24 protein-coding genes and 1 tRNA gene are annotated in these 26,877 nt (G+C 62.8%); 10 read left to right on the top strand and 15 right to left on the bottom strand.

Annotated elements, in window-relative coordinates; all coding sequences use genetic code 11:
• Positions 1-45 precede the first annotated feature (45 nt).
• From lptF to AC07O2_RS14655, 5 genes are read left to right on the top strand one after another with little or no spacing between them, the layout of a single operon-like run.
• Positions 46-1,149 (top strand): LPS export ABC transporter permease LptF, encoded by a 1,104-nt coding sequence (lptF, locus tag AC07O2_RS14675; protein ID WP_495076482.1) that lies wholly within the window; start codon positions 46-48, stop codon positions 1,147-1,149.
• Positions 1,146-2,252, top strand: a complete 1,107-nt coding sequence (gene lptG, locus AC07O2_RS14670) for an LPS export ABC transporter permease LptG (RefSeq protein WP_495076481.1) — start codon at positions 1,146-1,148, stop codon at positions 2,250-2,252. The genes lptF and lptG overlap by 4 nt, the downstream gene beginning before the upstream one ends.
• The gene (locus AC07O2_RS14665) at positions 2,249-2,638 is read left to right on the top strand and encodes a sirohydrochlorin chelatase (RefSeq protein ID WP_495076480.1); all 390 of its coding nucleotides are present in this window, start codon (positions 2,249-2,251) and stop codon (positions 2,636-2,638) included. Before lptG ends, AC07O2_RS14665 begins: the two co-directional genes overlap by 4 nt.
• Positions 2,639-2,681: 43 nt before the next feature.
• Positions 2,682-3,623, top strand: coding sequence for a CysB family HTH-type transcriptional regulator (locus AC07O2_RS14660; protein ID WP_495076479.1), 942 nt, complete (start codon positions 2,682-2,684; stop codon positions 3,621-3,623).
• 33 nt (positions 3,624-3,656) lie between these two features.
• Positions 3,657-4,823, top strand: a complete 1,167-nt coding sequence (locus AC07O2_RS14655) for a pyridoxal phosphate-dependent aminotransferase (RefSeq protein ID WP_495076478.1) — start codon at positions 3,657-3,659, stop codon at positions 4,821-4,823.
• Between the two features lie 47 nt (positions 4,824-4,870).
• On the opposite strand, the gene AC07O2_RS14650 is transcribed toward AC07O2_RS14655, so the two are convergent.
• Together AC07O2_RS14650 and AC07O2_RS14645 are read right to left on the bottom strand one after the other, a co-directional pair.
• A complete protein-coding gene (locus AC07O2_RS14650; RefSeq protein ID WP_495076477.1) occupies positions 4,871-5,614 on the bottom strand; it encodes an acetoacetate decarboxylase in 744 nt (247 codons plus the stop codon).
• A 13-nt stretch (positions 5,615-5,627) separates the two neighbouring features.
• A complete protein-coding gene (locus AC07O2_RS14645; RefSeq protein ID WP_495076476.1) occupies positions 5,628-6,398 on the bottom strand; it encodes a 3-hydroxybutyrate dehydrogenase in 771 nt (256 codons plus the stop codon).
• A 163-nt stretch (positions 6,399-6,561) separates the two neighbouring features.
• On the opposite strand from AC07O2_RS14645, the gene AC07O2_RS14640 reads away from it, so the two are divergent.
• Both AC07O2_RS14640 and AC07O2_RS14635 read left to right on the top strand, forming a co-directional pair.
• Positions 6,562-7,221: a helix-turn-helix domain-containing protein gene (locus AC07O2_RS14640; protein ID WP_495076475.1), complete on the top strand. Its 660-nt coding sequence runs from the start codon at positions 6,562-6,564 to the stop codon at positions 7,219-7,221.
• A gap of 62 nt (positions 7,222-7,283) precedes the next feature.
• Positions 7,284-8,183: a DMT family transporter gene (locus AC07O2_RS14635; protein ID WP_495076474.1), complete on the top strand. Its 900-nt coding sequence runs from the start codon at positions 7,284-7,286 to the stop codon at positions 8,181-8,183.
• 16 nt (positions 8,184-8,199) lie between these two features.
• On the opposite strand, the gene AC07O2_RS14630 is transcribed toward AC07O2_RS14635, so the two are convergent.
• A complete protein-coding gene (locus AC07O2_RS14630; protein WP_495076473.1) occupies positions 8,200-9,789 on the bottom strand; it encodes an alkaline phosphatase D family protein in 1,590 nt (529 codons plus the stop codon).
• A gap of 322 nt (positions 9,790-10,111) precedes the next feature.
• On the opposite strand from AC07O2_RS14630, the gene AC07O2_RS14625 reads away from it, so the two are divergent.
• Positions 10,112-12,082, top strand: coding sequence for a methyl-accepting chemotaxis protein (locus AC07O2_RS14625; RefSeq protein ID WP_495076472.1), 1,971 nt, complete (start codon positions 10,112-10,114; stop codon positions 12,080-12,082).
• A gap of 8 nt (positions 12,083-12,090) precedes the next feature.
• On the opposite strand, the gene clsB is transcribed toward AC07O2_RS14625, so the two are convergent.
• The 3 genes from clsB to nudB are packed head-to-tail and all read right to left on the bottom strand — an operon-like array spanning position 12,091 to position 14,499.
• Positions 12,091-13,308, bottom strand: coding sequence for a cardiolipin synthase ClsB (gene clsB / locus AC07O2_RS14620; RefSeq protein ID WP_495076471.1), 1,218 nt, complete (start codon positions 13,306-13,308; stop codon positions 12,091-12,093).
• Between the two features lies 1 nt (position 13,309).
• On the bottom strand, positions 13,310-14,038 hold the full coding sequence (locus tag AC07O2_RS14615) for an endonuclease/exonuclease/phosphatase family protein (RefSeq protein WP_495076470.1): 729 nt from the start codon (positions 14,036-14,038) through the stop codon (positions 13,310-13,312).
• On the bottom strand, positions 14,035-14,499 hold the full coding sequence (nudB, locus tag AC07O2_RS14610; RefSeq protein WP_495076469.1) for a dihydroneopterin triphosphate diphosphatase: 465 nt from the start codon (positions 14,497-14,499) through the stop codon (positions 14,035-14,037). The genes AC07O2_RS14615 and nudB overlap by 4 nt, the downstream gene beginning before the upstream one ends.
• Positions 14,500-14,692: 193 nt before the next feature.
• Here nudB and AC07O2_RS14605 point away from each other — a divergent pair, with 193 nt between their 5' ends.
• Positions 14,693-15,661: a GMP reductase gene (locus AC07O2_RS14605; RefSeq protein WP_495076468.1), complete on the top strand. Its 969-nt coding sequence runs from the start codon at positions 14,693-14,695 to the stop codon at positions 15,659-15,661.
• Positions 15,662-15,664: 3 nt separating this feature from the next.
• On the opposite strand, the gene AC07O2_RS14600 is transcribed toward AC07O2_RS14605, so the two are convergent.
• The gene (locus AC07O2_RS14600) at positions 15,665-16,603 is read right to left on the bottom strand and encodes a PfkB family carbohydrate kinase (RefSeq protein ID WP_495076467.1); all 939 of its coding nucleotides are present in this window, start codon (positions 16,601-16,603) and stop codon (positions 15,665-15,667) included.
• Between the two features lie 222 nt (positions 16,604-16,825).
• Between AC07O2_RS14600 and AC07O2_RS14595 the strand changes: the two genes are divergently transcribed.
• Positions 16,826-16,901: transfer RNA gene (locus AC07O2_RS14595), tRNA-Lys, on the top strand.
• A 118-nt stretch (positions 16,902-17,019) separates the two neighbouring features.
• Here the strand turns inward: AC07O2_RS14595 and AC07O2_RS14590 are convergent.
• The 8 genes from AC07O2_RS14590 to AC07O2_RS14555 all read right to left on the bottom strand — a co-directional run bounded on the left by AC07O2_RS14590 (position 17,020) and on the right by AC07O2_RS14555 (position 26,840).
• Positions 17,020-17,358 carry a hypothetical protein gene (locus AC07O2_RS14590; protein WP_495076466.1) on the bottom strand — a complete coding sequence of 113 codons (339 nt, stop codon included), beginning with the start codon at positions 17,356-17,358 and terminating at the stop codon, positions 17,020-17,022.
• 293 nt (positions 17,359-17,651) lie between these two features.
• A complete protein-coding gene (locus tag AC07O2_RS14585; RefSeq protein ID WP_495076465.1) occupies positions 17,652-19,226 on the bottom strand; it encodes an acyl CoA:acetate/3-ketoacid CoA transferase in 1,575 nt (524 codons plus the stop codon).
• Between the two features lie 16 nt (positions 19,227-19,242).
• A complete protein-coding gene (locus AC07O2_RS14580; protein WP_495076464.1) occupies positions 19,243-20,445 on the bottom strand; it encodes a thiolase family protein in 1,203 nt (400 codons plus the stop codon).
• A gap of 164 nt (positions 20,446-20,609) precedes the next feature.
• Positions 20,610-20,918 carry a hypothetical protein gene (locus AC07O2_RS14575; RefSeq protein ID WP_495076463.1) on the bottom strand — a complete coding sequence of 103 codons (309 nt, stop codon included), beginning with the start codon at positions 20,916-20,918 and terminating at the stop codon, positions 20,610-20,612.
• A gap of 465 nt (positions 20,919-21,383) precedes the next feature.
• The gene (locus AC07O2_RS14570) at positions 21,384-22,565 is read right to left on the bottom strand and encodes a hypothetical protein (protein ID WP_495076462.1); all 1,182 of its coding nucleotides are present in this window, start codon (positions 22,563-22,565) and stop codon (positions 21,384-21,386) included.
• Positions 22,566-22,581: 16 nt separating this feature from the next.
• Positions 22,582-23,535, bottom strand: coding sequence for an alpha/beta hydrolase (locus AC07O2_RS14565; protein WP_495076461.1), 954 nt, complete (start codon positions 23,533-23,535; stop codon positions 22,582-22,584).
• 28 nt (positions 23,536-23,563) lie between these two features.
• Positions 23,564-24,394, bottom strand: coding sequence for an alpha/beta fold hydrolase (locus AC07O2_RS14560; protein ID WP_495076460.1), 831 nt, complete (start codon positions 24,392-24,394; stop codon positions 23,564-23,566).
• Positions 24,395-24,422: 28 nt separating this feature from the next.
• Entirely contained in the window at positions 24,423-26,840 is a 2,418-nt protein-coding gene (locus AC07O2_RS14555; RefSeq protein ID WP_495076459.1) for an efflux RND transporter permease subunit, read from the bottom strand.
• Positions 26,841-26,877 lie beyond the last annotated feature (37 nt).

Genomic DNA, 26,877 nt, shown 5'->3' with positions numbered 1-26,877 from the left:
GGGGCCCCGAATGCGGCCTGATAGCCAGTGCTAACTAAAGCAACGATGTTATTCCATTCTTCTATACGCAAAGAGCTGGCACGCGGCTTTGGCGCCACCTTGGTAGCGCTCATTACCATCGTGATGACCATGATGCTGATCCGCACGCTGGGCCAGGCATCCAAGGGCGTGGTCAACCCCTCCGAAGTGATGATGGTACTGGGCTACACCGTGCTGGGCTACATACCCACCATATTGACCCTGAGCCTGTTTGTGTCCACGGTGGCTACCTTGTCGCGCATGTACCGCGACAGCGAAATGGTGATCTGGTTCGCCAGCGGACACGGCCTGATCGGCCTGATCAAACCCCTGTTCCGTTTTGCCTGGCCGATTCTGCTGGTGGTAGCCGCCATGGCATTGATCGTCTGGCCCTGGTCCAACCAGCAAATCCAGGACATGAAGGACCGCTACGAACAGCGCGGCGACCTGGAGCGCATCGCTCCCGGGCAGTTCCAGGAATCGGCCAATGGCAGCCGGGTGTTCTTTGTGGACAAGGACACGCCCGACAAACGCAGCGGGAACAATGTGTTCATCTCCTCGCTGGAGCACGGCAAGGAAACCGTCACCTCGGCCCGCAGCGCCCAAATCACCAACATCGACAAGAAACAGTTTTTGATGCTCTACCACGGCCAACGCCTGGAGTCAAATCTGGGCGAGCCGGACCTCAAGGTCAGCGAATTTGAAGAATATGGCACCCGCGTAGGCGACAACGCCATGGGCAGCAGCGACACCCCACCCTCGCGCGTGCGCAGCTCGCTCGACCTGGTACTGGAGCCCACGCCACTGAACCTGGGTGAACTGGCCTGGCGCCTGAGCCTGGCCCTCGCGGCCCTGAACTTCGTGACCATCAGCCTGGCTGTAGCCGGAGGCAACCCGCGCTCGGGCCGCAGCGGCAGCATGGTGTTTGCGCTGTTCGCCTTCATCATCTACTACAACCTGCTGAACCTGGGGCAAAACTGGATCACCAACGGCGCGGTACCCTTCGGCAGCTTCATGCTGGGCCTGCACGGTGGCGTCTTCATTCTGTCCATGGGCTGGTTGCTGGTGCGCCACTACCAATGGTCCTGGCGCACATTGGTGGCACGCAAACCATCCGGAGCCGCCGCATGAAAACCATACGCCAGCTGCTATACAAGGAAATCCTCACCTCGGTGGCTTTTGTCACCTTGGGCTTTCTGGCCCTGTTCTTCTTTTTCGACTTTGTGGACGAGCTGCGCTGGGTAGGCAAGTCCGGTGAAAACGGCTACCAGCTAACCCAGGCCGTGCTGGTCGTGGGACTGATGGTCCCTAGCCATCTGTACGAGCTGCTGCCCATCACGGTGCTAATCGGCACCATCTTCGTGATGGCGCGCCTGGCCCAAAGCTCGGAATACACCATTCTGCGCACCAGCGGCCTGGGGCCCTGGCGGGCACTGCATACCTTGCTCAGCCTGGGCCTGATGTTCGTCGTGGTGACCTTCAGCATAGGCGACTACCTGGCGCCGCTGACAGACCGCACGGCCCAGTTGGTCAAAGCACGGTTCCAGGGCGACATCACCATCGGGCAGACCGGTGCCTGGCTGAAGGAAAAGCAAGGCGAGCGCTCGTTTGCCGCCAACGTCAGCGCGCTGACCTCCAGCGGCCAGATGCAGGGCATCCGTATTTTTGAATTTGGCAACAACGGCCTGCTGGCATCGCTAACGCATGCCGACAAGGCCGAGTTCGCCGGCGACGGCAGCTGGACCCTGTCCAACGTGGAGCGCAGCGACTTCCATACCCAAGTGGCCGACAACGCCAGCGTGGAGCGCAGCCACATTGCGACCTACCGCTGGCCCACGGAAATCACCGCCGAGATGGTGTCCACCGCCCTGCTCAAACCCGACCGCATGGCCACGCTGGATCTGTTCCAGTACATACGCCATCTGAACGCCAACGGCCAGTCGGCCCAACGGTACGAGATCGAGTTCTGGCGCAAGGTCTTCTACCCGCTAAGCTGCCTGGTGATGGTGGTGCTGGCCCTGCCATTCGCCTACCTGCACTTCCGCGCCGGTGGCATCACCACCTATGTATTTGGCGGCGTGATGGCCGGCATCAGCTTCTTCCTGCTGAACAACGTGTTTGGCTACATCGGCAATCTGCAGAACTGGCAGCCCTGGCTCACGGCCGCTTCGCCGGGCATTATTTACTCCATGCTCTCACTGGCCGCATTCGGCTGGCTGGTATTACGACGTTGAAGAAACATATGCATGCGCGCGGCGTGATTTTGTTTGCCCATGGCTCCCGTGACCCGCTGTGGCACAAGCCCATGGAAGCAGTGGCGGACCAGGTCCGGGCGCTGGACCCGCAGGCCCGTGTGGCGTGCGCCTACCTGGAACTGACCGAGCCCGATCTACCCAGCACGGCACGCCAGCTGATCGCCCAGGGCGTGCAGCAATTGACCGTTGTACCCATGTTCCTGGGCGTGGGTCGGCATGCGCGCGAAGACCTGCCGCTGCTGGTGGAAGAAATGCGCCGGGAGCATCCGGGCGTAGATATCCAACTGCAAGCCGCCGTGGGTGAAAATCCGCAGCTGGTGTCCTTGCTGGCCAAGATCGCCTTGGGCACAGCAAAGCCCCTATAGACACTTACGGCATAATGAATTTCACAATACGCTGAAATTCGATATGAACCTACACCAATTCCGCTTCGTGCAAGAAGCTGCCCGGCGCGGCCTGAACCTCACCGAGGCCGCCAAGGCACTGCACACCTCGCAGCCCGGCGTGTCCAAGGCCATCATCGAGCTGGAAGAAGAATTGGGCGTGGAAATCTTCGCCCGCCACGGCAAGCGGCTCAAACGCATCACCGAACCCGGCCAGCACGTGCTGCAAAGCATTGAACTCATCATGCGCGAGGTCGGCAACCTCAAACGCATCGGTGAACAGTTCAGCGCGCAGGACAGCGGCACCCTGTCGATTGCCACCACCCACACCCAGGCGCGCTATGTGCTGCCGGTGCCGGTAGCCAAGTTGCGCGAGGCCTACCCCAAGGTCAACGTCAGCCTGCACCAGGGCTCGCCCGACCAGGTGGCCCGCATGCTGATCGACGAGGTGGCAGAGATCGGCATTGCCACCGAGTCGCTTTCCAACTACGCCGAACTGGTCACCCTGCCCTGCTACGAATGGCAGCACGTCATCGTCTTCCCCGCCAACCACCCGCTCGCAAAAAAAGAGCGCCTGACGCTGGAGGACATTGCGCAAGAGCCCATCATTACCTACCACCCCTCGTTCACCGGTCGTACCAAGGTAGACCAGGCCTTTGCCGCGCGCAAGCTGGTGCCGCGCATCGCCTTGGAAGCCATAGACTCCGACGTGATCAATACCTACGTGCGCCTGGGTCTGGGCATTGGCATCGTGGCTGAAATGGCGGTGCGCGATGTGCAGAACAGCGACTTGGTGGTGCGCCCCGCCGGCGCACTGTTTGGCCAGAACGTCACCCGCGTGGCCTTCAAACGCAGCGCCTACCTGCGCAGTTTCGTCTACAAGTTTGCCGAGCTGCTGAGCGATCGCCTTAGCCCCAAACTGGTGGCCCAGGCTATGACCGGCCACGTGAATGACTACGAGCTCTGATTCCGCCACGCATCTTTCTGCATGAACCCCACCATGACGCAAGCAGCCCCCCGCACCCCCACCCTGCAAACCAAACTGCCCGCCGTTGGCACCACCATCTTCACTGTGATGTCGGCGCTGGCGACCGAGCACAACGCGGTCAACCTGGGCCAGGGCTTTCCAGACTTCAACTGCGACCCGGCCCTGGTGCAGGCCGTCACCGACGCCATGCAGCAAGGCCTGAACCAGTACCCGCCCATGCCCGGCATCCCGGCGCTGCGCGAAGCGGTTGCTACAAAAATAAAAGCACTCCACGCCCGTGAATACAGCGCCAACACCGAAATAACCATTACGGCAGGCGCCACCCAAGGCATCATCACCGCCATCCTGGCCGTGGTGCGGCCGGGCGACGAAGTCATCGTGCTCGAGCCCTGCTACGACAGCTATGTGCCGAACATCGAACTGGCCGGCGGCACCGTGGTGCGCGTACCGCTGACGCCGCACACCTTCCGCCCCGACTTCGACAAGATCGCCGCGGCCATCACGCCAAAAACCCGCGCCATCCTGATCAACTCGCCGCACAACCCCAGCGCCACCATCTGGTCGCGCGAGGACATGCTGCAGCTGCAGGAGCTGCTGGCGCCCACCGAGGTGCTGCTGATCAGCGACGAGGTCTACGAGCACATGGTGTTCGACGGCCGCCAGCATGAGAGCGCGGCCCGCTACCCCGGCCTGGCCGCGCGCGCCTTTATCGTCAGCAGCTTTGGCAAGACCTTCCACGTCACCGGCTGGAAAGTCGGCACCGTGGTCGCGCCCGCGCCGCTGATGGCCGAGTTTCGCAAGGTGCACCAGTTCAATGTGTTCACCGTCAACACGCCGGTGCAGTACGGCCTGACCAAGTACCTGGCCGACCCCACGCCGTATCTGGAGCTGCCGGCGTTCTACCAGCGCAAACGCGATCTGTTCCGCGCGGGTCTGCAGCAGACCAAGTTCAAGCTGCTGCCCAGTGAGGGTAGCTACTTCCAGTGCGTGGATATTTCGGCGGTGAGCGACTTGAGCGAGTCCGACTTCTGCCAGTGGCTCACCAAGGAAATCGGCGTGGCAGCGATTCCGCTGTCGGCCTTCTATGGCAACGACTTCGACCAGCGCGTGGTGCGCTTCTGCTTCGCCAAGAAGGACGAAACCCTGCAGGCCGCGCTGGCCCGCTTGGCCAAGCTATAACTATCAAAAGCATAGCTACCAGCGCAGGTAGTACCTGCGCCAGCGGCCTATTTGGCTTCTAAATAGTCAAACACCACTTCACCCATTCCCAGGGTCAGGTCGGCGATGAAGTGCGAGGCTGAAATCACCTCCAGCACAGGCAGCTTGGCCACGTCCACCGTCACATGCTGGAACAGCTCCAACGCGGCCGGGCCGGTCCAGGCACCTTTGACCTGCACGTCCTCCAGCCGGTAACGCACCAGCTCCAGAATGCGCGGCGTGCCGTCCACATGCGGGATGATCTTCAGCAGGTAGCTGGGCTCGACCAAGGCCTTGTGTACCGCGGCACTGTCGATCACCTTGTGCTTGTAGCCCATGGTGCCGACCGCGCAGCGCAGGCTACCGCAGTCCAGCGTGCCGACAATCACCTCGCCCTCGTGGCTGATCTTGGGGCAGGCCAGCTTTTTAGGGAAACCCCAGAGCTCGCGACCGCCGGCGATGGGCGCATCGTCGTCCAGGTACATGGAATGCACATAGCCACCGGGCTGGCCCTCGTAGGTGACCGGAATCACCTGGCCGGACTCGGTGTAGTCGCCAAAGCCGGTGGAGTCCGGCATGCGGATGAACTCGTACTTGACGATGTTGTCGGCCACCAGCAGCGGCTCCGGCACCACGGCGCGCAAGGCGTCCGGGTCGGTGCGGTAGCTGATGACGATGTATTCGCGGTTGTAGAAGCGGTACGGTGGGCGTGGAAACGAGGGGTTGGTCAACGGCATGGCGAATGCCGTTGCACGCACTTTGGCGATATCCATGGCGGGCCCGGGCTTACTGCGCCGTCCAGCCGCCGTCGTTGGCCCAGGCCACGCCGCGCACGTTGTCGGCCGCAGGCGAGCAGAAGAACACGGCCAGGCCGCCCAGTTGCTCGGGTGTGGTGAACTGCAGCGAAGGCTCTTTCTCCTGCAGCAGTTCCTTGGTGGCCTGCGCGACGCTGATACCTTCTTTGGCCGAGCGGTCATCGATCTGCTTTTGCACCAACGGGGTCAGCACCCAGCCGGGGCAGATGGCGTTGACCGTGATGCCGGTGGTGGCGGTTTCCAGCGCCACTACCTTGGTCATGCCCACGATGCCGTGCTTGGCCGCCACATAGGCTACTTTCTGGGCCGAGCCGACCAGACCGTGGGCCGAGGCGACGCTGATCACGCGGCCCCAGTTCTTGGCGCGCATGCCGGGAATCACCAGGCGCGTGGCGTGGAAGGCGGCGCTGAGGTTGATGGCGATGATGGAGTCCCACTTCTCAATCGGGAACTCTTCGATCGGTGCGACGTACTGGATGCCGGCGTTGTTCACCAGAATGTCCACGCCGCCAAACTCGGTGTTCGCGTAGTCGATCATGGTGGCGATCTCGGCGGGCTTGCTCATGTCCGCACCGCTGTAACCGACTTTGACCCCTAGCGCCTCGACCTCGGCCTTGGGGCCGGCATGGTCGCCAAAACCATTCAGGATGATGTTCGCGCCCTGCTTGGCCAGTTCCAGGGCAATGCCCAAACCAATACCGCTGGTAGAGCCGGTGACGAGAGCAGTTTTTCCGTTCAGCATGGGTAGATCCAATCAAGGTGAGGTGAAAGAAAACAGGCGCCTGAGGCGACAGAACCGCAAGGGTATACCACTAAGCTTGTCCGCGTATGTAGGTCAACAGGCAATGCCATCTGCAAAGTTTTGCGAACCCCGGCGCTCGCCAAGATCTGTAGACTTGCGCCCCATGCCCGCTCCCAAGTTCGCCCGTTGCGACATCCGCAGTTACAGCGGTGAACACATGGCGCACGCGCACAACTACGCCCAGGTCATGTTTGCCGTACAAGGCCGCATGGAGCTGGAGATTGGTGGCCAGGCCAGCTTTGCCGACACCGCCTGCGGGGTGGTGATTCCGGCCGGGGTGGCGCATGGTTTTCTGGCCAGCGCCAATGCCCGCATGTGGGTGGCCGATGTGCCAGCCCATGCCGGCTTGGAGCGCATGCGGCGCTTTGCCGTTCCCGCTACGCTGGGCAGCGTAGACATGGTGGCGGACCAGCTCACCGCCATACTGCAAGCCCCCAAGGTGCTGCAGCGCCGCAGCCTGCGCCTGCAGGAGTTGGACCAGGCGCTGGACGCGGCCCTGCACGAAGACTGGACCACGGCGCGCATGGCAGCCATGTTCTTTCTGAGCCCGCAGCGCTTCCATGCCCGGCTGCTGGAGCTGAGCGGAACCACGCCCCAGGCCTATCTGCGCGCGCGCCGCCTGCGCCGGGCCATGCAGTGGATACAAGCCGGCATGCCCTTGGAAACGGCGGCGCTGCAGCTGGGCTACCGCACGGCCAGTGCCTTGGCCTACGCGCTGCGGCGCGACTGCCAGGTGGGGGCCAAACAGCTGCGTCAATCCTAAAAAGGTCCCGAGAACAAGAGTTTCTCGACAATCGGCGCCCCGCCCTGCCCCAGCATGGCGGCATGCAAAACAAATCTCTTTCCGGCACGCTGATGGTCCTGGGCGCCGCCGTCCTGTGGGGGACCACCGGCACCACCCAAAGCCTGGTCCCTACGCACCTCTCGGCTTACTGGATAGGCGCTTTGCGCCTGGTGGTGGCAGCGGCGTTTTTCAGCGCAGTCACCCTGGCCACACTGTCCCGTACGCAGCTGTGCCAGGGCTGGCGCGCCCTGCCCGGCTGGAGCGTGCTGCTGGCCGGTGCCAGCGTGGCCGGCTACAACCTGGCCTTCTTCGCCGGAGTCAAGGCCACGGGCGTGGCCATAGGTACGGCCATCGCCCTGGGCAGCGGCCCGCTGTGGGCCGGCCTGCTGCAATGGCTGCTGACGCGCCAGCTGCCGGCCTGGAGCTGGTGGCTGGGCACGTTGCTGGCGGTGGGCGGCGGCAGCCTGATGGTGCTGTCTGGCACGTCCACCAGCGGCGCAGCGGCCAACCTGCAAGGCATCGCCCTGTGCCTGCTAGCCGGCCTGAGCTATGCCGTCTACGCGCTGCTGAACCAGCGTCTGGTGCACGCGACTTCACCCACCATGGCGACGTTGGCTGCGTTCGGCACAGCCGCCGTGCTGGCCGTGCCCGTGGCCTGGACCATCTCGGGCAGTGTGACACCCGGCCCGCGCGACTGGGCCGTGGTGGGCTACCTGGGGGTGGTCGCCACGGGCATGGCCTACCTGCTGTTCAGCCACGCGCTGCGCTGGATCAGCAGCGCCACCGCCGTCACTCTCGCCCTGGCCGAGCCCCTGGTGGCGTTCTGCCTGGCCCTGCTGGTGCTGCACGAGGCGGCCAGCACCGGCGCCTTCATAGGCCTGGGCCTGGTGCTGGCGGGGCTGGCCGTGGTGGTGCTAGCCGAGGTGCGGCGCAAGGCCTGAGCGGACTCAGGCGCGATCAAGCACGCTGGGGCGCCAACGTCTTGGCGTACAGCGAGGCGCCGGTCAGGTCCTTCAGCGTGACCGTCATGGCCTTGGTCTTGGCATCGATGTCCACCTGGCCGAAGAACTGGTAGCCACCCGAGGGGGCGGTGTTCTGCTCCGGCGGGGCCTTTTGGTAGACCACTTGCATGCCGAAGGTGTCGTCCACCTTGTTCGGGCCAAAGCTGCCCGAGTTCAGCGGGCCGGAAACGAATTCCCAGAACGGCGCAAAGTCGCTGAACTGGGCCTTGGCCGGGTCGAAGTAATGCGCAGCGGTGTAGTGCACATCGGCCGTCAGCCACACCACGTTGTGGATACCGGCGCGCTTGATCTCGCGCAGCAGGCGGGCGATCTCGATCTCGCGGCCACGTGGGGCTCCGTTGTCGCCGTTGGCAATAGCTTCCCATTTGTCGCGGCCTTCGGCGTCCTTGCCGTCCGGCACCTGCAGGCCGATGGGCATGTCGGCGGCGATCACCTTCCAGGTGGCCTTGCTGCGCTTCAGGCCGTCCAGCAACCAGTCCACCTGCGGGCGGCCCATGAAGGCGCTCTCGGGCGTTTCGCTGGTCTGCAGGTTGGCGCTGTTGGGGCCACGGTAGCTGCGCATGTCCACCACGAACATGTCCAGCAGCGGGCCCTGGGGCAGGTGGCGGTAGACGCGCTGGCTTTCCACATCGGCGGTGCGGCGCAGCGGCGCGTATTCCAGAAAGGCCTTGGCACCGCGCGCCATCAGCAGGGGCACGTTCTTTTCGGTGTAGCGCGGGTCGCCGCTCACGTCTTTGGAGTCCGACCAGTTGTTGGTGACCTCGTGGTCGTCCCACTGCCAGATTTGCGGCACGTCGGCGGCCATGCGGCGGATGTTGGCGTCCATCAGGTTGTAGCGGTGACGGCCACGGTATTCATTCAAGGTCTCGGCCACTTTGCTGACCTCTTCGGTCACGATGTTGTTCCAGATGCTGCCGTCGGGCAGCTTGACCTGGGCGCTGATGGGGCCGTCGGCGTAAATGGTATCGCCGCTGTGCAGGAAGAAGTCGGGGTTCACCTTGCGCATCTGGTCATAAATGGACATGCCACCCCAGGCCTCGTTGATGCCCCAACCCTGACCGGCGGTGTCGCCGCTCCAGGTGAAGCGCACGTCGCGCAGCGGGCGGGTGCCCGCCGCTACCGGCAGGCGCAGATGGCCGGCCATGGGCTCGGACATCACGCGTTCGTTGTGCAGGTCTTGCAAGATCACGCGGTAGAAAATTTCCTGTCCAGATGGCAGACCCGCCAGGTCCAGGCGGCCGGTGAAGTCGCTGTCTTCCATCAAATACGGGCCGCGCACGCGGGTGCTGTTGGCAAAGCTGGCGGTGGTGGACCAGTCCACCCACAGGCGCGCCGGGCGGTCGCTGCGGGTCCAGACGATGGCGCCGTCCGCCTTGGGGTCGCCGCTCTGTATGCCCTGGGCCATCTGCGGGCGCATGGCGTCACGGGTGATAACGGCCGGGGCGGACTGGGCCCAGCTGCGCAACGGCAAGGCAGTAGCACCGGCAACAGCGGTGGTGGCATTCAAAAACAGGCGGCGATCCATGCAAACTCTCCATTCGTGGGTAATCGTGAACACCTCGTGGGTGATGCCGCATTGTTGAAAACACAAATGTCAGGCGTATGACCCCACCCGGCGGCGCGCACAGCCAGCACTTTGATAAAAAACAGGCCGTCAGCGCAGATAAAACCTGCGCTAGCAGCTATTAAATAAATAGCAATTTGCGCATGCACGGGGTGGCGATCAGCAGACACGCAAGCTCGCGCCTACGGCCTGGCTTGCACGAAATGTGGCAACTACCTACAGTTGGACAGCCTCCAGAGACCGGAGACTCATGGTTTCACCCGACCTATCTGAAAGCCTGCTTATGAATACCCCTCCGGCCACCCCTCACCAATCGGTCGCGCGCAAGCTGGCACTTGTGTCCTTGGGCGGGCTTGCCGTCGTGCTGCTGGCCGTCAGCATCACCATTGGCTGGCTGGAGCACAACAGTACCAAGTCGCTGATGGTCAAGTCGGTGGAGGAAAAGGTGCAGAGCGTGGTCGCCGTGGCCGACGCTTATGACCAGATCAACCGCAGCACCGTGCAAAGCGACTTCGAAAGCTTCCGCCAGAAATTCGACCCCGCACTGGCGCTGGATGAAACCACGGGCGACCTCAGTAACGCCGGCACCGTGCTGAACAACGACTTCACCCTGGTGGACCAGTTCAGCAAGGAAAGCGGCGGCGTAGCCACGGTGTTTGCCAAAAAGGGCGAAGACTTCATGCGCGTCACCACTTCGCTGAAGAAGCAGGACGGCACGCGCGCCATGGGCACACTGCTGGACCGCAACCACCCGGCCTACAAGCTGGTCGTGGCCGGCCAGGGCTATACCGGCCCAGCCGTGCTGTTCGGCAAGCCCTATATGACGCACTACGAGCCGGTCAAAAATGCAGCCGGCGCCATCGTGGGCATTCTGTTTGTCGGCAGCGATATTTCGCTGCAGCAGGCCGCGCTGGAAAAACAGGTGGCAACGTCCCACTTCTTTGCCACCGGCGGCATCTATTACATCGATGCCAAAAACGCCCTGGCAGACGCGGTGTTCGTCGCCCACCCCACAGCCAAAGGCAAGAAGGTACTGGAAGCCTATCCGCAGGCCGAGAAGTTCCTGCAAGAGCTGTCCACCGCGCCTGACGGCTATGTGCGCAATGCCTACCCGCTTTTGGCTGAGCAAAAAGACAACCGCTGGGCCTTGATGCGCAAAACGCAGTCCGGCAAGGGCTGGCTGGTGGCCGAGGTGTCCGAGAGCGAATCCATGGCCGAATACTGGCGCAATATGGGCGTGATCTGGGGCCTGCTGGCCGCCACCACGTTGCTGCTGGGCGTGGGCCTGTATCTGCTGGTGCGCCGCAATGTCAGTCAGCCGCTGGAGGAGCTGACCCGTGCCGTCACCACCGTGGCCCATGGCGACCTGACGCAAACCTTCGTCACCCAGCGCAAGGACGAAATCGGCGCGCTGGTGAACGAGGTGGAAGCCATGCGCCAACGCTACCTGCAGGCCTTGTCGCAGGTGCGCTCGTCGGTGGACAGCATCAGCAACGCCAGCAACGAGATTGCCACCGGCAACCAGGACCTGAGCAGCCGCACCGAGCAGACCGCCAGCAATCTGCAACGCACAGCCTCCAGCATGGAGGAGCTGACCAGCACCGTGCGGCAGTCGGCCGACGCCGCGCAGCAGGCCAACAAACTGGCGGCGTCTGCCGCCGCCGTGGCCGCGCGCGGTGGCTCGGTGGTGGGCGAGGTGGTGGCCACCATGCAGGACATCAACCAGGGCTCCAAGAAGATTGCCGACATCATCGGCGTGATCGACGGTATTGCATTCCAGACCAACATCCTGGCGCTGAACGCCGCCGTGGAAGCAGCCCGCGCCGGTGAGCAAGGCCGTGGCTTTGCCGTGGTGGCCAGCGAGGTGCGCAGCTTGGCCGGGCGCAGCGCCGACGCGGCCAAGGAGATCAAGCAGCTGATAGGTGCGTCCGTCACCAAAATCGAATCCGGCGCGCAACTGGTGCAAAACGCGGGCAGCACCATGGACGAAATCGTGCGCTCGGTGCAGCGTGTCAGCGACATCATTGGCGAAATCACCGCCGCATCCACCGAGCAGTCGGGCGGCATCGCCGAGGTGAATACCGCCGTCAACCAGCTAGACCAGATGACCCAGCAAAACGCGGCCCTGGTGGAGCAGTCTGCCGCCGCCGCCGAAAGCCTGCGCGACCAGGCCGAGCGCCTGGCCCAGGCGGTGGCGGTGTTCAAGCTATCCGGCGCGGGCGCCAGCCTGCCACGGCTGACGCACGGTAGATAGGAGCCGGATCAGTAACGCTTGCCGCTGACGCGCAGCATCAAGCGCATCACCAGCATGGCCACATATTCCATGGCCCGCTGGCGCAAAGGGCGGCTGGCGTACTGGGCCGGGTCCATGGGCCGCCCCTCCTCCTCCATTGCGCGGTGCAGCCGCCCGTGCAGACTGGCGGCGAAGCTGCTGTCGGAGACCACCACATTCGCCTCGCGCGCCAGCAACAGGCTCAGCGGGTCCAGGTTGGACGAACCCACGGTGGCCCAATCGCCGTCGATGACGGCCACCTTGGCGTGCAGAAAGCTGGGCTCGTACTCGAAGATCTCCACCCCCGCCCCCAGCAGCACGCCATACACCGGCCGGGCCGCGTAGTACTGCATGAAGTATTCGTAGCGCCCCTGCAGCAGCAGGCGCACGCGCACACCGCGCTGTGCCGCCTCCACCAGGGCCTTGCGCAAGCGGAAGCCGGGCACGAAGTAGGCGTTGGCAATGATGATCTCGCGCTGCGCCTTGGCAATGGCGCGCAAATAGGCCGCCTCGATCCGCATGCGGCTGCGCAAGTTATCACGTAAAACGAGTGCAGCGCTGGTAGTACCTGCGCCAGCAGCTACAAATTCAGTAGCAACAGGAAGAGGCCGCGATTTCGGCGACAGCAGGGTGCTGACCGCGTCGTGCAAGGCATGCTGGCGCAAATCGCGCACGGCCTGCAGGCGCTGCCACAGCACATCCATGGTGGAGGCGATCTGCGCCACCAGCGGACCCGTCACCTGCACGGCGAAGTCGAAACGCGGCGCGGCCAACACGCCGTAGCTAGGGTCGTGGAAGTCGTCCAGGATGTTGATGCCACCGCAAAAAGCCAGCGTGCCGTCCACCACGCAAAGCTTGCGGTGCAGACGCCGCCAGCGCGTGGGCAGCAGCAGGCCCCAAAGCTTGACCGGAGAAAACACCCGCCAGCGCACGCCGGCCAGGTCCAGCCGCATGCGCCATTCGGCGGACGGCTCGTCCGTGCCCAGGCCGTCCACCACCACCTGGGTGCGCACGCCACGCTGCGCTGCGCGTACCAGGGCCTCGCCCACCTGGGCGCCGGCGCCGGTGAAGTCGAAAATATAGGTCTCCAGCTGCACCGTGTGGCGGGCAGCATCCATGGCACTGACCAAGGCAGGGAAGAATTCCCGGCTCCCTTCCAACAATGCCAGCTGGTGACCGCCGCGCAAATGGGCTCGGTGGCGTGGCATGTCACATCCTGAATTCAGCCAGCAGGGGCAAGTGGTCGGACATCCGCCACCAGATGCGCCCACGCGGCACCTCCAGGCTCAACGGCTGCATGCCGCGCGCGTACACATAGTCCAGCTGTGCCAGGGGCAGGCGCGAGGGATAGGTGCGCACGCCCGACTTGTCGAAGCAGTGCATCTGGATGCGGTTCAGCGCCAGGCGCATCTGGCTGCCCCAATCGTTGAAGTCGCCGGCCACCACCAGCCGAACATCCGGGGGAATCTCACGGGCAATATAGGCCGCCAGCTGCTGCACCTGGCGCGCCCGGCTGGCCGGAATCAGCCCCAGATGCACCACGATCACATGCACCGGTACGTCTTCCACCAGCACATGCACGTGCAATAGGCCGCGTTGCTCGAAGCGGTGGTCGGAGATGTCCTCGTGCTTGTGCCAGACCACCGGCCAGCGCGAAAGCAACGCGTTGCCGTGCTCGCCGTGGCGGGTGAAGGCATTGGTCTGGTAGACGGCCTCATAGCCCTCGGGGGCCAGAAAGTCGGCCTGAGGCATGTCGGGCCAGCGGGTGAAGTAGTCCTGCTCGCTGCGGTTGAGCTTGCGCACCTCCTGCAGGCAGACGATGTCGGCGTCCAGCTGCTCTACCGCATGACCCAGGTTATGGATCTCCAGCCGGCGTGCCGGCCCCAGGCCCTGTACGCCCTTGTGGATGTTGTAGGTTGCTACGCGTAAGACAGTCATGGCATGAATCGGGGCAACATCAGGATGGCCTCCGCGTTAGATGGTGAAAAACAGGCTTGCGCTGCTGCATGGTACGGCAACCACTGGTAGGCCGTGTGCTCTCGCGCATGGAGTTGCACTACAGTACCCGCCGGCACCTGCAGGCCGAAAAGTCGCTCGCGGTTCAGTAGCACACCAGGCGCATAACGGTGCCGCCATTGGGGGTAGATGGGGTAGACGTTTTCCAGCTGCCAGTCACGCAAACCCGCCTCCAGCAGGCTCCCGACGCCGCAGCGTATGCCGGTTTCCTCGGCCACCTCGCGCGCGGCAGTGTGGGTAAAGTCCTCGTCCCAATGGTCTTTGCTGCCGGTGACGGACTGCCAATGTTCGTCCGCATCCGCACGGCGTATCAACAGCACGTCCAGCGCTGGCGTGTGGATCACCACCAGCACGGATTCCGGAATTTTGAAAGCAACGGCCATGGCCGCATATTAATCAGCTACTGCCATAAAGGTCATGCGCCAACACACATAGTGTCAAACCACCTGGCGCCTAGAATCAAGCACCGGGCCCAAGCTATTGCCGCCCGGTTTTTTGTGGGCTGTGCAATGCAGCCCCTGCAGCCGGCTCCAGTCCAAGCGCTCCACCTTCTCACCTCAAGAAAGCTGGAACTCCATGGAAATCTTCGACTACGACAACATCCTTCTGCTGCCCCGCCAATGCCGGGTAGAAAGCCGCGCCGAATGCGACACCAGCGTCACGCTGGGCGGGCGCAGCTTCCGCATCCCGGTGGTGCCAGCAAACATGAAAACCGTGGTGAACGCGCCGCTGTGCGTCTGGCTGGCCCAGCACGGCTACTTCTACGTGATGCACCGCTTCGACCTGGACAATGTGCAGTTTGTGCGCGACATGCATGCGCGCGGCGCGTTCGCCTCGATTTCGCTGGGCGTCAAGGCGCCCGACTACGCGACGGTGGATCAGCTCGCCGCCGCCGGGCTGGTGCCGGAATACATCACCATCGACATCGCCCACGGCCATGCCGATACAGTGCAAAAGATGATTGCCTACCTAAAGCAAAAGCTGCCCGCGTCCTTCATCATCGCCGGCAACGTGGGCACGCCCGAAGCCGTGATCGACCTGGAAAGCTGGGGCGCTGACGCCACCAAGGTGGGCATAGGCCCGGGCAAGGTCTGCATCACCCGATTGAAGACCGGCTTTGGCACCGGCGGCTGGCAGCTGTCGGCCCTGAAGTGGTGTGCCCGCGTGGCCACCAAACCCATCATTGCCGACGGCGGTATCCGCGAGCATGGTGATATCGCCAAGTCCATCCGCTTTGGCGCCAGCATGGTCATGGTGGGCTCGATGCTGGCCGGCCATGAAGAATCTCCTGGCCAGACGGTGGAGGTGGACGGAAAGCTCTACAAGGAGTACTACGGCTCAGCCAGCGACCACAACAAGGGCGAGTACAAACACGTGGAAGGCAAGCGCATCCTGGAGCCCATCAAGGGCCCGCTGGCCAACACGCTGGTGGAGATGCAACAGGACATTCAAAGCTCCATCAGCTATTCGGGCGGCCATAAGCTGATGGACATCCGCAAGGTGAACTACGTGGTGCTGGGAGGCGACAACGGCCTGATCATGTAAGCGCTAGGACTGCGCGGCCAGAAAGGCATCCAGCGCCGCACGGTCTGGCCCATTGACCACACCGCCGGTGCGCTGCACCTTCAATGCCGCAGCCGCAGCCGCGAAACGCAGGGCCTGGCGGTCGGCCTGCCCTTGCGCCAAAGCCACAGCCAGGGCGGCATGGAATACATCGCCGGCACCGTTGGTGTCCACCGCCTTCACGGCAAAAGCATCCAGACTGTGCAGCCTGCCGTCACCCGCCCGCATCCAGCACACGCCGCGTGGCCCCAGGGTTACCACCGCCACCTGCGTACCCGCATCCAGCGCCCGCCGCAACGCGGCAGCCAGCGGCACATCGGGCGCAAACGCCACCAGGCCAGATTCCGAGAACACCGACCAATCAGCCAAGGCGCTCAAGACTCGCAAATCCTCCTGCGGCGACAAGTCACCGTCCAGCATGCTGAGCACCCCCTGCGCTTTGGCCCACTGCAGCGCCACCAGGGCACCCGGCATCCAACGCGGGTCCACCGCTACCACATCGGAACCCTGCAGCTGGGCCACGTCCAAAGGTGCCGCCCTGCGCAAAGCATCGCCACGGCAATTGAAAATCTGGCGCTCACCATGCGCGTCAATCACCACCGCCGAGATGGACGAGGTGGCATCGGGTACGCGTTGCAAGCCAGAGCAATCCACCCCCAGGCTGTGCACTCGCTGGGCCAGAAAACGCCCCGCCTCGTCATCACCCACCGCACCAAACAGGCGGACCCGAGCGCCCAGACGAGCCGCTGCAATCGAGGCATTCGCAGCCATGCCTCCCGACACCATGCGGTAAGACTGTGCCGGCGTCTTGGTGGGTTGCGAGGGGAACTGGTCGATGTCAAAGCAATGGTCCAGGGCCGCATGCCCCACGGTACTGATACGCGGCCCCGCCGCGGCGGAGGCGCCCTTCTGCATCTCACCCATAACATCCCTCTTTGATTCACCGGCTGCCGGCACGCTGTGCGGACAAGCACTTTGCTGGGCATTGTGTCGCAAGAGACTACAGTCACTGAGGCATTTGCCTGAAGGACATCCATAGACAAAGCAAAAAAATATGCCAGGGCTTCAAAAAGCCAGAAATACTGTGCATAATAGAGGGCTTGCCGCAAGCGAATATTAATTGCTTCCAGGCACCAGTTTTAAAGTGGGTTCTTAGCTCAGTTGGTAGAGCAGCGGACTCTTAATCCGTAGGTCGACAGTTCGAATCTGTCAGGACCCACCACTTTCAAGCCTTATGGGCACTGCAAAGCCTGCTATTTAAACGATAGCAGGCTTTTTTGCTTTTTGGGACAATATGAGACGGCTTACGTGACAAGTCTCATATCCAGCAGCAACGCGTCTTATTGCTCCTGCCGCTGTTCATCCGCCAGCCCTAGATGCGCCATCGAAGTGCGAATTAACTGCACATCCCCTATGCCAATTGCCACTTCCTCGCATTGGCTGAAACAGGGCTGCTGACGCAGGCGCGCAAGCCGGCGACACACTTCGATCAGGTCAACGATCTTCTCCACTACATAGTTGTCGCACGCTGGTTGACCGGGGCCGGCACTCGCGCTCGCCAAGCGATTTCGCAGCGCCTGTAGCTTTCCGATCTCTTCAGTTCTTTTGACCTCAGGCAGGCTGCGAAAGCGTGACCAAAAGTCCTCGACGTCCCGAACGGCTTGCTCTCCATATTTCATGATGGCTCCTATGGAACAACTCCATCATGCGCCCGAGGGCCGCCAAAGCTGTGCGAACTATTTGGCAAATTCATAGAACCTAAGCATCCGCTGACGTAGCCTCTTTAGTCCCCAGACAACGCTCCCACCCCTTCCAAGCCCACTCCCTCGCATATTCAGCCGCGCCGCGCAGAAAAACAAAACAAAAAGCCTCCAGCGCAGGTGATATCTGCGCTGGAGGCTTCCATTTTTATAGCAACTTCAACACGCCTTTGGACCGTAGTGCGGTAAAACGTAGCACCGCAGCACGCAATTTATTCGGCGCGCACGGTCTTCTGGGCCATGGCCTGGGCCAAGCCGCCCCACTGGGCGCGAAACAAACCCGCATCCATTGTCTTGACGTTCTTCATGATCGGCTTAAAACCCATGTGCGCAAGCACGTCACGCTCCAGGTCCACGCCGGGGGCGATCTCGGTCAGCTCCAGGCCGTCGGTGGTCAGCTGGAACACCGCGCGTTCGGTGACGAACAAGACTTCTTGTTGGCGCAGGGCGGCGTCATGCCCGTTGAAGGTGATCTGCTCAACCTTCTCGATGAACTTGCGCGCCTTGCCTTCTTTGACGATCGTCAGCTGACCGTCGGCCACCTTGACCTCCAGCCCGCCAGCGGTGAAGGCGCCGCAGAACACCAGCTTCTTGGTCGAGCGGGTGATGTTGACGAAGCCGCCGCAGCCGACCGGGCGTCCGTTGAACTTGCTGACGTTCACATTGCCCCAGTTGTCGGCCTGGGCCAGGCCCAGAAAGCTGGCGTCCAGGCCACCGCCGTCGTAGAAGTCGAACTGCAGCGACTGCTCGATGATGGCGTCGGCGTTGTAGGCCACGCCAAAGTCGCCCAGCTGCGCCGGGATGCCGCCGGTGATGCCACTCTCGATGCTCAAGGTCAACTGGTCGGCCACGCCCTCTTCCGCCGCCACCGATGGCACGCCGGCGGGGATGCCGATACCCAGGTTGGTGATGGCGCCGGGAGTCAGCTCCATTGCCGTGCGGCGCGCGATGACCTTGCGCTCGTCCAGCGCCATCGGCTCCAGTGAGTTGACCGGCACACGTACATCGCCGCATAGCGCGGGGTTGAACTGGGTGGCAATGGTCTGCATGTGGTTCTCGGGCTTGCTGAGCACCACGTAGTCCACCGACACGCCGGGGATCTTCACAGCCTTGGGGTGCAGCGTGCCGGCCTTGACGATGCGCTCCACCTGCACGATGACGATGCCGCCGCAGGCCTTGGCCGCGTGGGCAATGTTGATCTGCTCCAGCAGCATGCCTTCCTTGTCCAGGGTGATGTTGCCGTTCTCGTCGGCCACGGTGCCGCGGATGATGGCCACGTCAATCTTCGGCGTGGGGTAGAACAGCCATTCTTCGCCGTTGAATTCGACCAGCTTGACCAGATCCTCGGTGGACTTGCTGTTGAGCTTGCCGCCTTCGATGCGCGGGTCGACGAAGGTGCCGAGCCCCACCTTGGTCAGCAGGCCCGGGCTGCGGCTGGCGATGTGGCGCGTCAGGTGCGACAGGCTGCCCTGCGGAAAGTTGTAGGCCTCGACCTGGCCCTCAAACACCATCTTCATCATCTCGGCGCCGGTCTGGCCGAAGTGGCCGGCCACGGTGCGCTTGATCATGCCGGGGTGGGCGAAGTGGACCATGCCGGCGTCCTTGCTGTTGCCAATCGCGCCGCAGGCCCAGGTGGTGACGTTGCACGGGTGGCCGGTGTCCAGAAAGGTCTGCTCCACGCCCTTGAGCACTTCTTCGGGCAGGCTGGTGACGGCCAGGCCGCCGAGGAAGATGGTGGCGTCGTCCTGGATGAGGGCGCCGGCTTGGGCGGCAGTAATGATTTTCATAGTGTGTTTCTGTACTTTATTGGCTGCTGTCGGTGACGCGCAGAATGGTGGCGTAACCGCTGTCGCCGGCTGCACAGCCGGTAAACATGCCGGTGCCGCCGCCGCGCAGCACCAGCTCTTCAATCAGTTCGATGATGGCGCGCAGACCGGTGGGCGCTTGCGGGTGGCCCCAGATGATGGAGCTGCCATAGTTGTTCATCTTCTCCCAGGTAAAACCGGTGTCGCGCGCCAGGGCAATGTCGTTGACTGCGAAGGGGTTGTGGGTCTTGATGGCGTCAATGTCCTTGATGGTCAGGCCGGCGTTCTTCAGGGCGTTGAAGCTGGCCGGTGATGGGGCCATGGGCATGTAGCCGGGCTCGACACGGGCCATGCCGAAGCCCAGGATTTCGATTTCGATGTGCGGGTTGACGGCCGCCGCGTGGGCCAAGTCGCGCGTGGTGACGATGGCGCCGGCATTGCCGTCGGCCGGGTGGGTTTGACCGCCGTAGGTCACGGTGCCGCCCTCTTTTACCGGCTTGAGTTTGGCCAAGCCTTCGGCGGTGGTGGGGAAGATGCCTTCGTCGGTGCTGAGCACTCCGGTCTGCTTGCGAAACTTGGAGTCGCTCAGCGGCACATCGGCCATGTAGCGCTTCTGGAAAGCGCGGTCGTCGGCCAGCGCCTGCTGGTATTGCGTGTAGCGGTGCAGCTTCAGATCATGCTGCTCGGCGGTGCTGATGCCGTAGCGCGCAGCCACGTTCTCGCCAGTTTGCAGCATGGGGTTCTTAGCATACGGGTCATGGCCCATGTTGTCGGGCACCCAATGTTCGCTGATGCCGTAGCCGCCGGTGCCGCTGGAATCGGGGTAGTACACCACCGGGCCGTTGGACTGGCGGTCGGCCATCACCAGCAGCGCGCTGGTCGCCGTGCCACAAACCACTTCCTGCGCGGCCATTTGCAGGGCCCGCACGCTGGTGGCGCAAGCTTGCTGGATGGTCGGGCCAGCCACGCGGTCTATGCCCATCATGCCGGTGACCCAGGGCAGGCCGTAGAAGCTGCCCTTTTGCGGATTGGTCAGTCCCAAAATAGCCAGGTCGATCTGCGCCATGTCATAGCCGCGTGCTGCCAGCGCCTGCTTGCCGGTATGGGCCGCCAAGGGCAAGGCATTCAGGTTGGACAGTGCGCCCTGCCATTTGGCGAACGGAGAGGACCAGTAAATTCCATAAGGAATGTAGGCGGGCATAGGCAATTTTCTCGCGATCTCAGTTGTTCAATTTGATTATTTATCATAACTAAATTGCACACCAAAAAACCTAGGGAAAGCACTTACCCACGAGTGCAGCCGGACAAGCCAAGACCACAACACGCCGCGCCCTCATCTCATCCTTGGCGATGTAGGTCAATTCCCTACTTGCCCGGAGCGATGATATTGTTTGGGTCCACCGCGCGCTTGACCGGGTCATAGGCATCAGCCACCTTATCCATCGCCGCAATTGTGGTGCCGTAAATACCATAGCCCTCGGCCGCAAAATCATCAATCAACTGGTTGCAGCACTGTTCGACGCTCTTTTTTTTTTGCACGGCGTCGCTGCGGTCGTGTAGCACGCAGATGACGTGGTGCAAGTCGCTCCAGCCAATGGCAAAGACGGCGGTGTAGTCAAAGCCGTATTGCAGCAACACCTGCTTGCCCGCCTCGCCGCCAGTCACCTTAGCCATCCAACTCCGGCACCACCGGCACCTGCATGCGGTGAGCTTCGTCAAAGCGCAGCCGGTACGGTTCCGCCTGGCAAACCACGGTCAGGTGCCCGGCCCCAGCAGCACGGAATGTCCGCCTTGCGATACCGTGATGCGGCCCAGCGCATTGAGCAATAGAAAATAGCCCTGCCGCGCGGGACCAGCATGGAACCCGCCATTCACACAGGACGGTGTCAAATTCTTCAGCGACAAGGCCAGCGTGCCCTAGGCACGTTGCTGCAGGTCTACCCGAAAACCCTGGGCAGGCGCGTCAACCCCATCTCACCAAAAGTGTGCCCCACCACCTTGCCCCAGGTGCATAAGCTATATGCGGTCACAAAACGTCCTTTCAGTTCATATCCAGCACCCAGCGCGCGTGCCAACTGCGGCAACTACAGCATGGCGACTCATGTTCGGTGGCGGCGTTTGCCGAACTTTCAATCCGACCTACTGGCGCCCTGATTGGGCGATACGCACCTTCGCCCGTTCTGCAATGGCCTGCATTTCGGCCTGGGGGTCAGGCAATACGCTTTGCACATACACCGCGTGCAAACCCACATACAGCCCCCACAAACCCATTACGGCCACCGAAAAAGCCCCGCCATGCAGAAAACCATTGCGCAATGCTGTGGCCCGCAGCACGTGCAGACGTGGTTTGGTCAGGCCCAGCAACGCAAGAGCCACCACAATGCCGCTGTGCCCCACAAAATCAACCCAGCCAAACGGAAGCACGGCCAACACAAACACCAGCAGCAGCGAAATGGCCGCTATCTGGCTGCCAACACCAAAAAGAAGCAATGCAAAAGACAGCGCCAGTTCACCAAAACCATACATATACATGGCCGCTTCGGGGCTGACGCCCAGGCTCAGCACCGGCATGGACTGCATCATGCCGAAGCTCCATTCCGGAAAGGCAAACTTCTCAACGCCGCCCCACATTAGCGTGATGGCCGCGCACCAGCGCAGCAAGTCCAGCGACAAGGCATCATCCTCACGTTTGCCAATGGCGGGCAATAGCAAGATGACGCCCAAACCGAGAAACAACGGGTAGTCCAACAAATGAAACCAGCCATGCTGCAGCGTTGCCATGGCGTAAAGCGACACCATGCCCAGCCCGGCCAGCCAGCTGCTGAAGCGGTGCAGCACCGCCGCCGCACAGGCCACCTGCAGCCAGCGCACACCCGCCGGGGCTGCCAGCTCGGGTGTCAGGTAAACCGGTGTTGGAAGGGTCTGCGACACAATCATCCAGTAAAGCGACAGACCCAGCCGCAGCACCAGCATGGCATACGGCATGACAGCTGCATGGACATGGTCCAGCCTTTTTTTCCAGCGATAGGCGGTGCGGGCCAGACGCGCATCCAGCCAGCCCAGCAAGCTCATGACCAAGATGGCAGCTACAAAAAACGCCTGCCACAGCGGCATGCGCAATACCCGCATGGGGTCACGCGGCGGGCAAATCACCACGCTCCAGTCGGCAAACCATTTGACATGGGCCAGGGCCGGCGTACTCCTCAGGTACAGAGCAACCAGAACCAGCCAACGTGCTGAGTCGCGGGCCAGAATGTGCGACAACGCCGGACAGGATATGCCAGAGAAGCGGCCCAAAGTCACGATAAAAAACTTGGCCACAAGCCGAATTGCGGTGCTAAATCTTTTTATGTAGCCACTGCGCCAAATCGGTCAGTACTTGCAAGCCAAGAGGCGACACGGCACTGAAATGGATGCACGCATGGATGGCGCCGGGGTAATGCTGATGGGCCACCGCCACACCCGCCGCTGTTGCGCGCAGGGCCAGCGCATGGCCTTCGTCGCGCAGCGGGTCGTGCCCCATGGTGGCGAGCCAGGTGGCGGGCAAGCCCGCCAGGTCAGACTGCAACAGCGCCATATCGGGATGCCCGGGCGATTGCCCGCCCAGGTAGCTGGCAATGAACCAGCGCATCGCGTCCATGGTGAGGAACTTGCCCTCGCCGTTCTCCTGGTACGAAGGACTGGGTTCGTCGGGGTGCTGGGCGACTGGGTAAATCAGACCCAGCGCGCGCACCGCGGCGGCTTTCACCCGCCGCGCCGCTACCAAAGCCAGCTGCGCGCCCGCGCTGTCGCCCACGACGGCAATGCGCTGGGGGTCGGCACCCAGGCTGCCGGCGTTAGCCAGCAGCCAGCGCAATGTGGCTTCCACATCGTCGGGCGCGGCCGGAAACGGATGCTCGGGCGCCAGCCGGTAATCCACAGCAACAACCAGCATCTCGGCATGGTGGCACAGGGTTCGGCAGACGTTGTCATGGGTCTCCAGATCACCCATCACAAAACCGCCGCCATGTACGTAGAGCACCAGCGGCAAAGGCTGCTGGCTCCCCGCGGTATTGGGCGCATAAACACGCAAGGGCAACGCTCCTCCAGGGCCGGTAATGGCGGTGTCAAACACCCGCCAAATCCCGGGGGGTGGCAGGCCCAGGGCCTGCGCCTGCTCACGGTAAATTTGCCGTATCACAGGCGGTGGCAAGCTCTCTAGGGGCGGGTTGCCCTGGGCGGCGGCTTGGGCCAGAAATCCGGCCAAAGCCGGGTCCAAATCGGCCGAAGCCAGGGTCGGGAGATCGTTCATCATTTTGCTTGCTCTTAGGTGGTAGCTCTCAGGCCTCGACGACCAGCGCCCGCAAAGCGGCGTTGAAGACGGCGGACTGCTCCAGTTGCGGCGTGTGGCCGCAGTCATCGACGAGTTGAAACCGGCTCGCCGGGGCCAGCGTGTGCGCGTGCTCCGAATGCGCGAACGGAATCACGCGGTCTTGCCGGCCATGCAACAGGAGCAGGGGCACCGAGGCCGAAGCGAGCGCCGTATGCGCATCGGCCACCAGCGACGCACGCTGCCCGCCCAGGTCCGTCATCCGCCGCAAGATGGCGAGGAAGGCGGCCTGGGTACCAGGTCGCATCACGTTGCGCTCTATCGTCTTGCGCAACTCGTCGGTGACAACAAACGATAGGCCGAAGATGGCCTGAATCTGCTGCGTGACGGCCATGGGGCCAGCCCGCGACATCAGCGTGCCCAGCACAGGCAGCGTCATCAGCCGGAAGGGCACGGGGCAATCGCGCCCGAGGTTGGCCGCCGCGGCGAGCAGCACGGTCTGCACCCGCGCCGGCTGCTGGGCCTGCATCTGCAGGCAAATGGCCCCACCCAAGGAATTACCGGCCAGATGCACCTTGTGCAAGCCGAGCGCATCGGCAAACTTCCACACGAAGACAGCAAAGGTCTTGGGCGCGAACGGCTGCCGACCGAAGCCGGACAGACCGTGCCCCGGCAGGTCCAGCGCGATCAGACGCATGCCCAGGTTGGCGTCGGCAAACTGCGCCGACCAGAGTTCCAGCGAGCCGCCGATGCCGTGCAGCAGCAGCACGACCGGACCAGCACCACCCGAGTCGCAGTACCGCACCTGGACTCCATCGACCAAAATGTATGAATCGATCACGTCTCGTCCCCTTGAATACGCATATGTTTCATGCCGCGACCCGGCTCTGGACGCCCGCCACCCTCTCAGCCGTGGCAGGCCGAAGGAGAAAGTAGCCCAGCGCCGGCAGCAACACCAAGGCCCCCACCATGTTCCAGATGAACATAAAGGCCAGCAGAATCCCCATGTCGGCCTGGAACTTGATAGGCGAAAACGCCCAGGTGCCTACCGCCAGTGCCAGGGTGATGCCAGTCAACATAACCACGCGGCCGGTGAACTGCAGCGCGTGGTGGTACGCGTCCGACAGGCTGGCACCTTCACGCATGCGGGCCAAGGTGATGCTGAGCACATACAGCGCGTAATCCACGCCTATGCCCACGCCCAGGGCAATCACCGGTAGCGTGGCCACCTTTACGCCCATGCCCAGCCAGACCATCAAGGCCTCGCACAGAATAGAAGTCAGCACCAGCGGCAGCACCGCCACGAGCACCGCGCGCCATGAGCGGAAGGTGATCCAGCACAGCAGCACTACAGCGGCATACACCCACAGCAGCATCTCGTGCATGGCCTTGGCCACCACGATGTTCGTGGCCGCGGCGATGCCCGCGCTGCCGGCTGCCAGTTGGAAGTGGATGGCGTCGGTGTTGTTGACTGCGGCGAACTTTTCCACCTCGGCGACCACCCGGGACAAGGTCTCGGCCTTGTGGTCCTTCAGGTAGACATACAGCGCAAGGAAGGAGCAGTTCTGGTTGAACAGCTCGCGCGGCGCCCGCGTCTGCACGCCACCCAGTGCACCGTCATTCGGCAGCAATTCGAACCACTTGAAGTTGCCTTCGTTGTAGCCCACCATGGCCAGCTTGGACAGCGCCGCCATGGAGTTGGTGGACTCCACGCCAGGCAGTTGCTCCAGCCCCCAGGCCAGGGTGTCGAGCTTGGCCAATGTGCCATAGCTGGTGCACTGGTCTTCCGGCGTGGTGACCATCACCGTCAGGATGTCGGCGCTGGCCGCGTAGTGCGCGATCTGGTAGGCGCTGTCGCGGTTGTACCGGGAGTCGGGGCGCAGCTCGGAGGCGCCGGGGTCCAGGTCACCCACCTTCAGCTGCAGGCTCACGGCGTAGCCGCCCACCGCCATCAGCGTGGAGACCACAATCGCCGCAGCCGCCCAGCGCTTCTGTGTGAAATGGTCCAGCAACGCCCACAGCCAGGCACGTTGGGTGCCGTCCTGCACCGCGTCTTCACGCAGGCTACGCGCCGCAGCCTTGGCTCCAACACCGGTGTAGGACAGCAAAATCGGCAGCAGTACCAGATTGGTGAAGATCAGTACGGCCACGCCTATGCTGGCAATCACCGCCAGATCCTGGATCACCTTGATCTGGATGATGACCAGCACTGCAAAGCCCACAGCATCACACAGCAGGGCCGTCAGCCCGGCCATGAACAGGCGGCGAAAGGTATAACGCGCAGCCACCACGCGGTGCGTACCACGGCCTATGTCCTGCATGATGCCGTTCATCTTCTGCGCGCCATGGCTCATACCGATGGCGAACACCAGGAATGGCACCAGAATGGAATACGGGTCCAGCTCATAGCCCAGCAGCGCCAGCAAACCAAACTGCCAGACCACAGCCACCAACGAGCATGCCACCACCAGAGCCGTGCTGCGGGCACAGCGGGTATAGCCGTACAACACCACGGTGGTGATGGCTAGCGCCAACAGGAAGAACAGCAGCACCTGCTGCAGGCCCTCGATCAAATCGCCCACCACCTTGGCAAAGCCGGTCACGCCGATCTGCAGCTTGTCGCTGGCGTACTTGGCGCGTATGACCTCGATCTGGCGTGACAGGTCACCGTAGTCCAGCGCCTTGCCGGTTTGCGGGTTGCGGTCCAGCAAAGGCACGAAGATGATGCTGGACTGGAAGTCGCCCGCCACCAGCTGGCCGATCTCACCGGAGCGCTCCACGTTCGCGCGCAGCTCGGCCAGGCTGGCGGGGCTGCCGTCAAAGCTGTCGGGCACCACTGGGCCGCCATCCAGCCCCTCTTCGGTCACCGCTACCCAGCGCGTGTTCGAGGTCCACAGCGACTTCATGAACGGCCGGTCCACACCCGGCAGCAGAAACACCTCGTCGTTTATTTTCTGCAGTGTGTCCAGATAGCTCTTGTCGAAAATCGTGCCTTGCTTGGCCTGCACAACCAGGCGCAGTGCATTGCCCTGCCCCGCCAGATCGCCCTTGTGCGCCAGGTAGTTGACGATGTAGGGGTGGCTGGTGGGAATGGTTTTTTCAAAGCTGGCATTGAGCTGCAGGTGCGTCCCCAGCCAGCCCAGCACCAGGGTCAAGGCCAGGCAGATCGCCATCACCCAAGGACGGTGGTTGAAGAAGGCGCGCTCCACCACATTGCCGGAGCGGGTGTCGAAATCTTCCAGCCGCGCAACCACGGGCTGGGTTTGGGAGGATGTATCGGCGTGCATTATTCTTTCGCGGCTGCGCGCAGCCTTGTTCCAAAAA

The organism is Rhodoferax sp. GW821-FHT10B06 (assembly GCF_059415605.1).
Note: the sequence above shows the minus strand (reverse complement) of the source record. Positions and strands in the feature narration are given on the sequence as shown.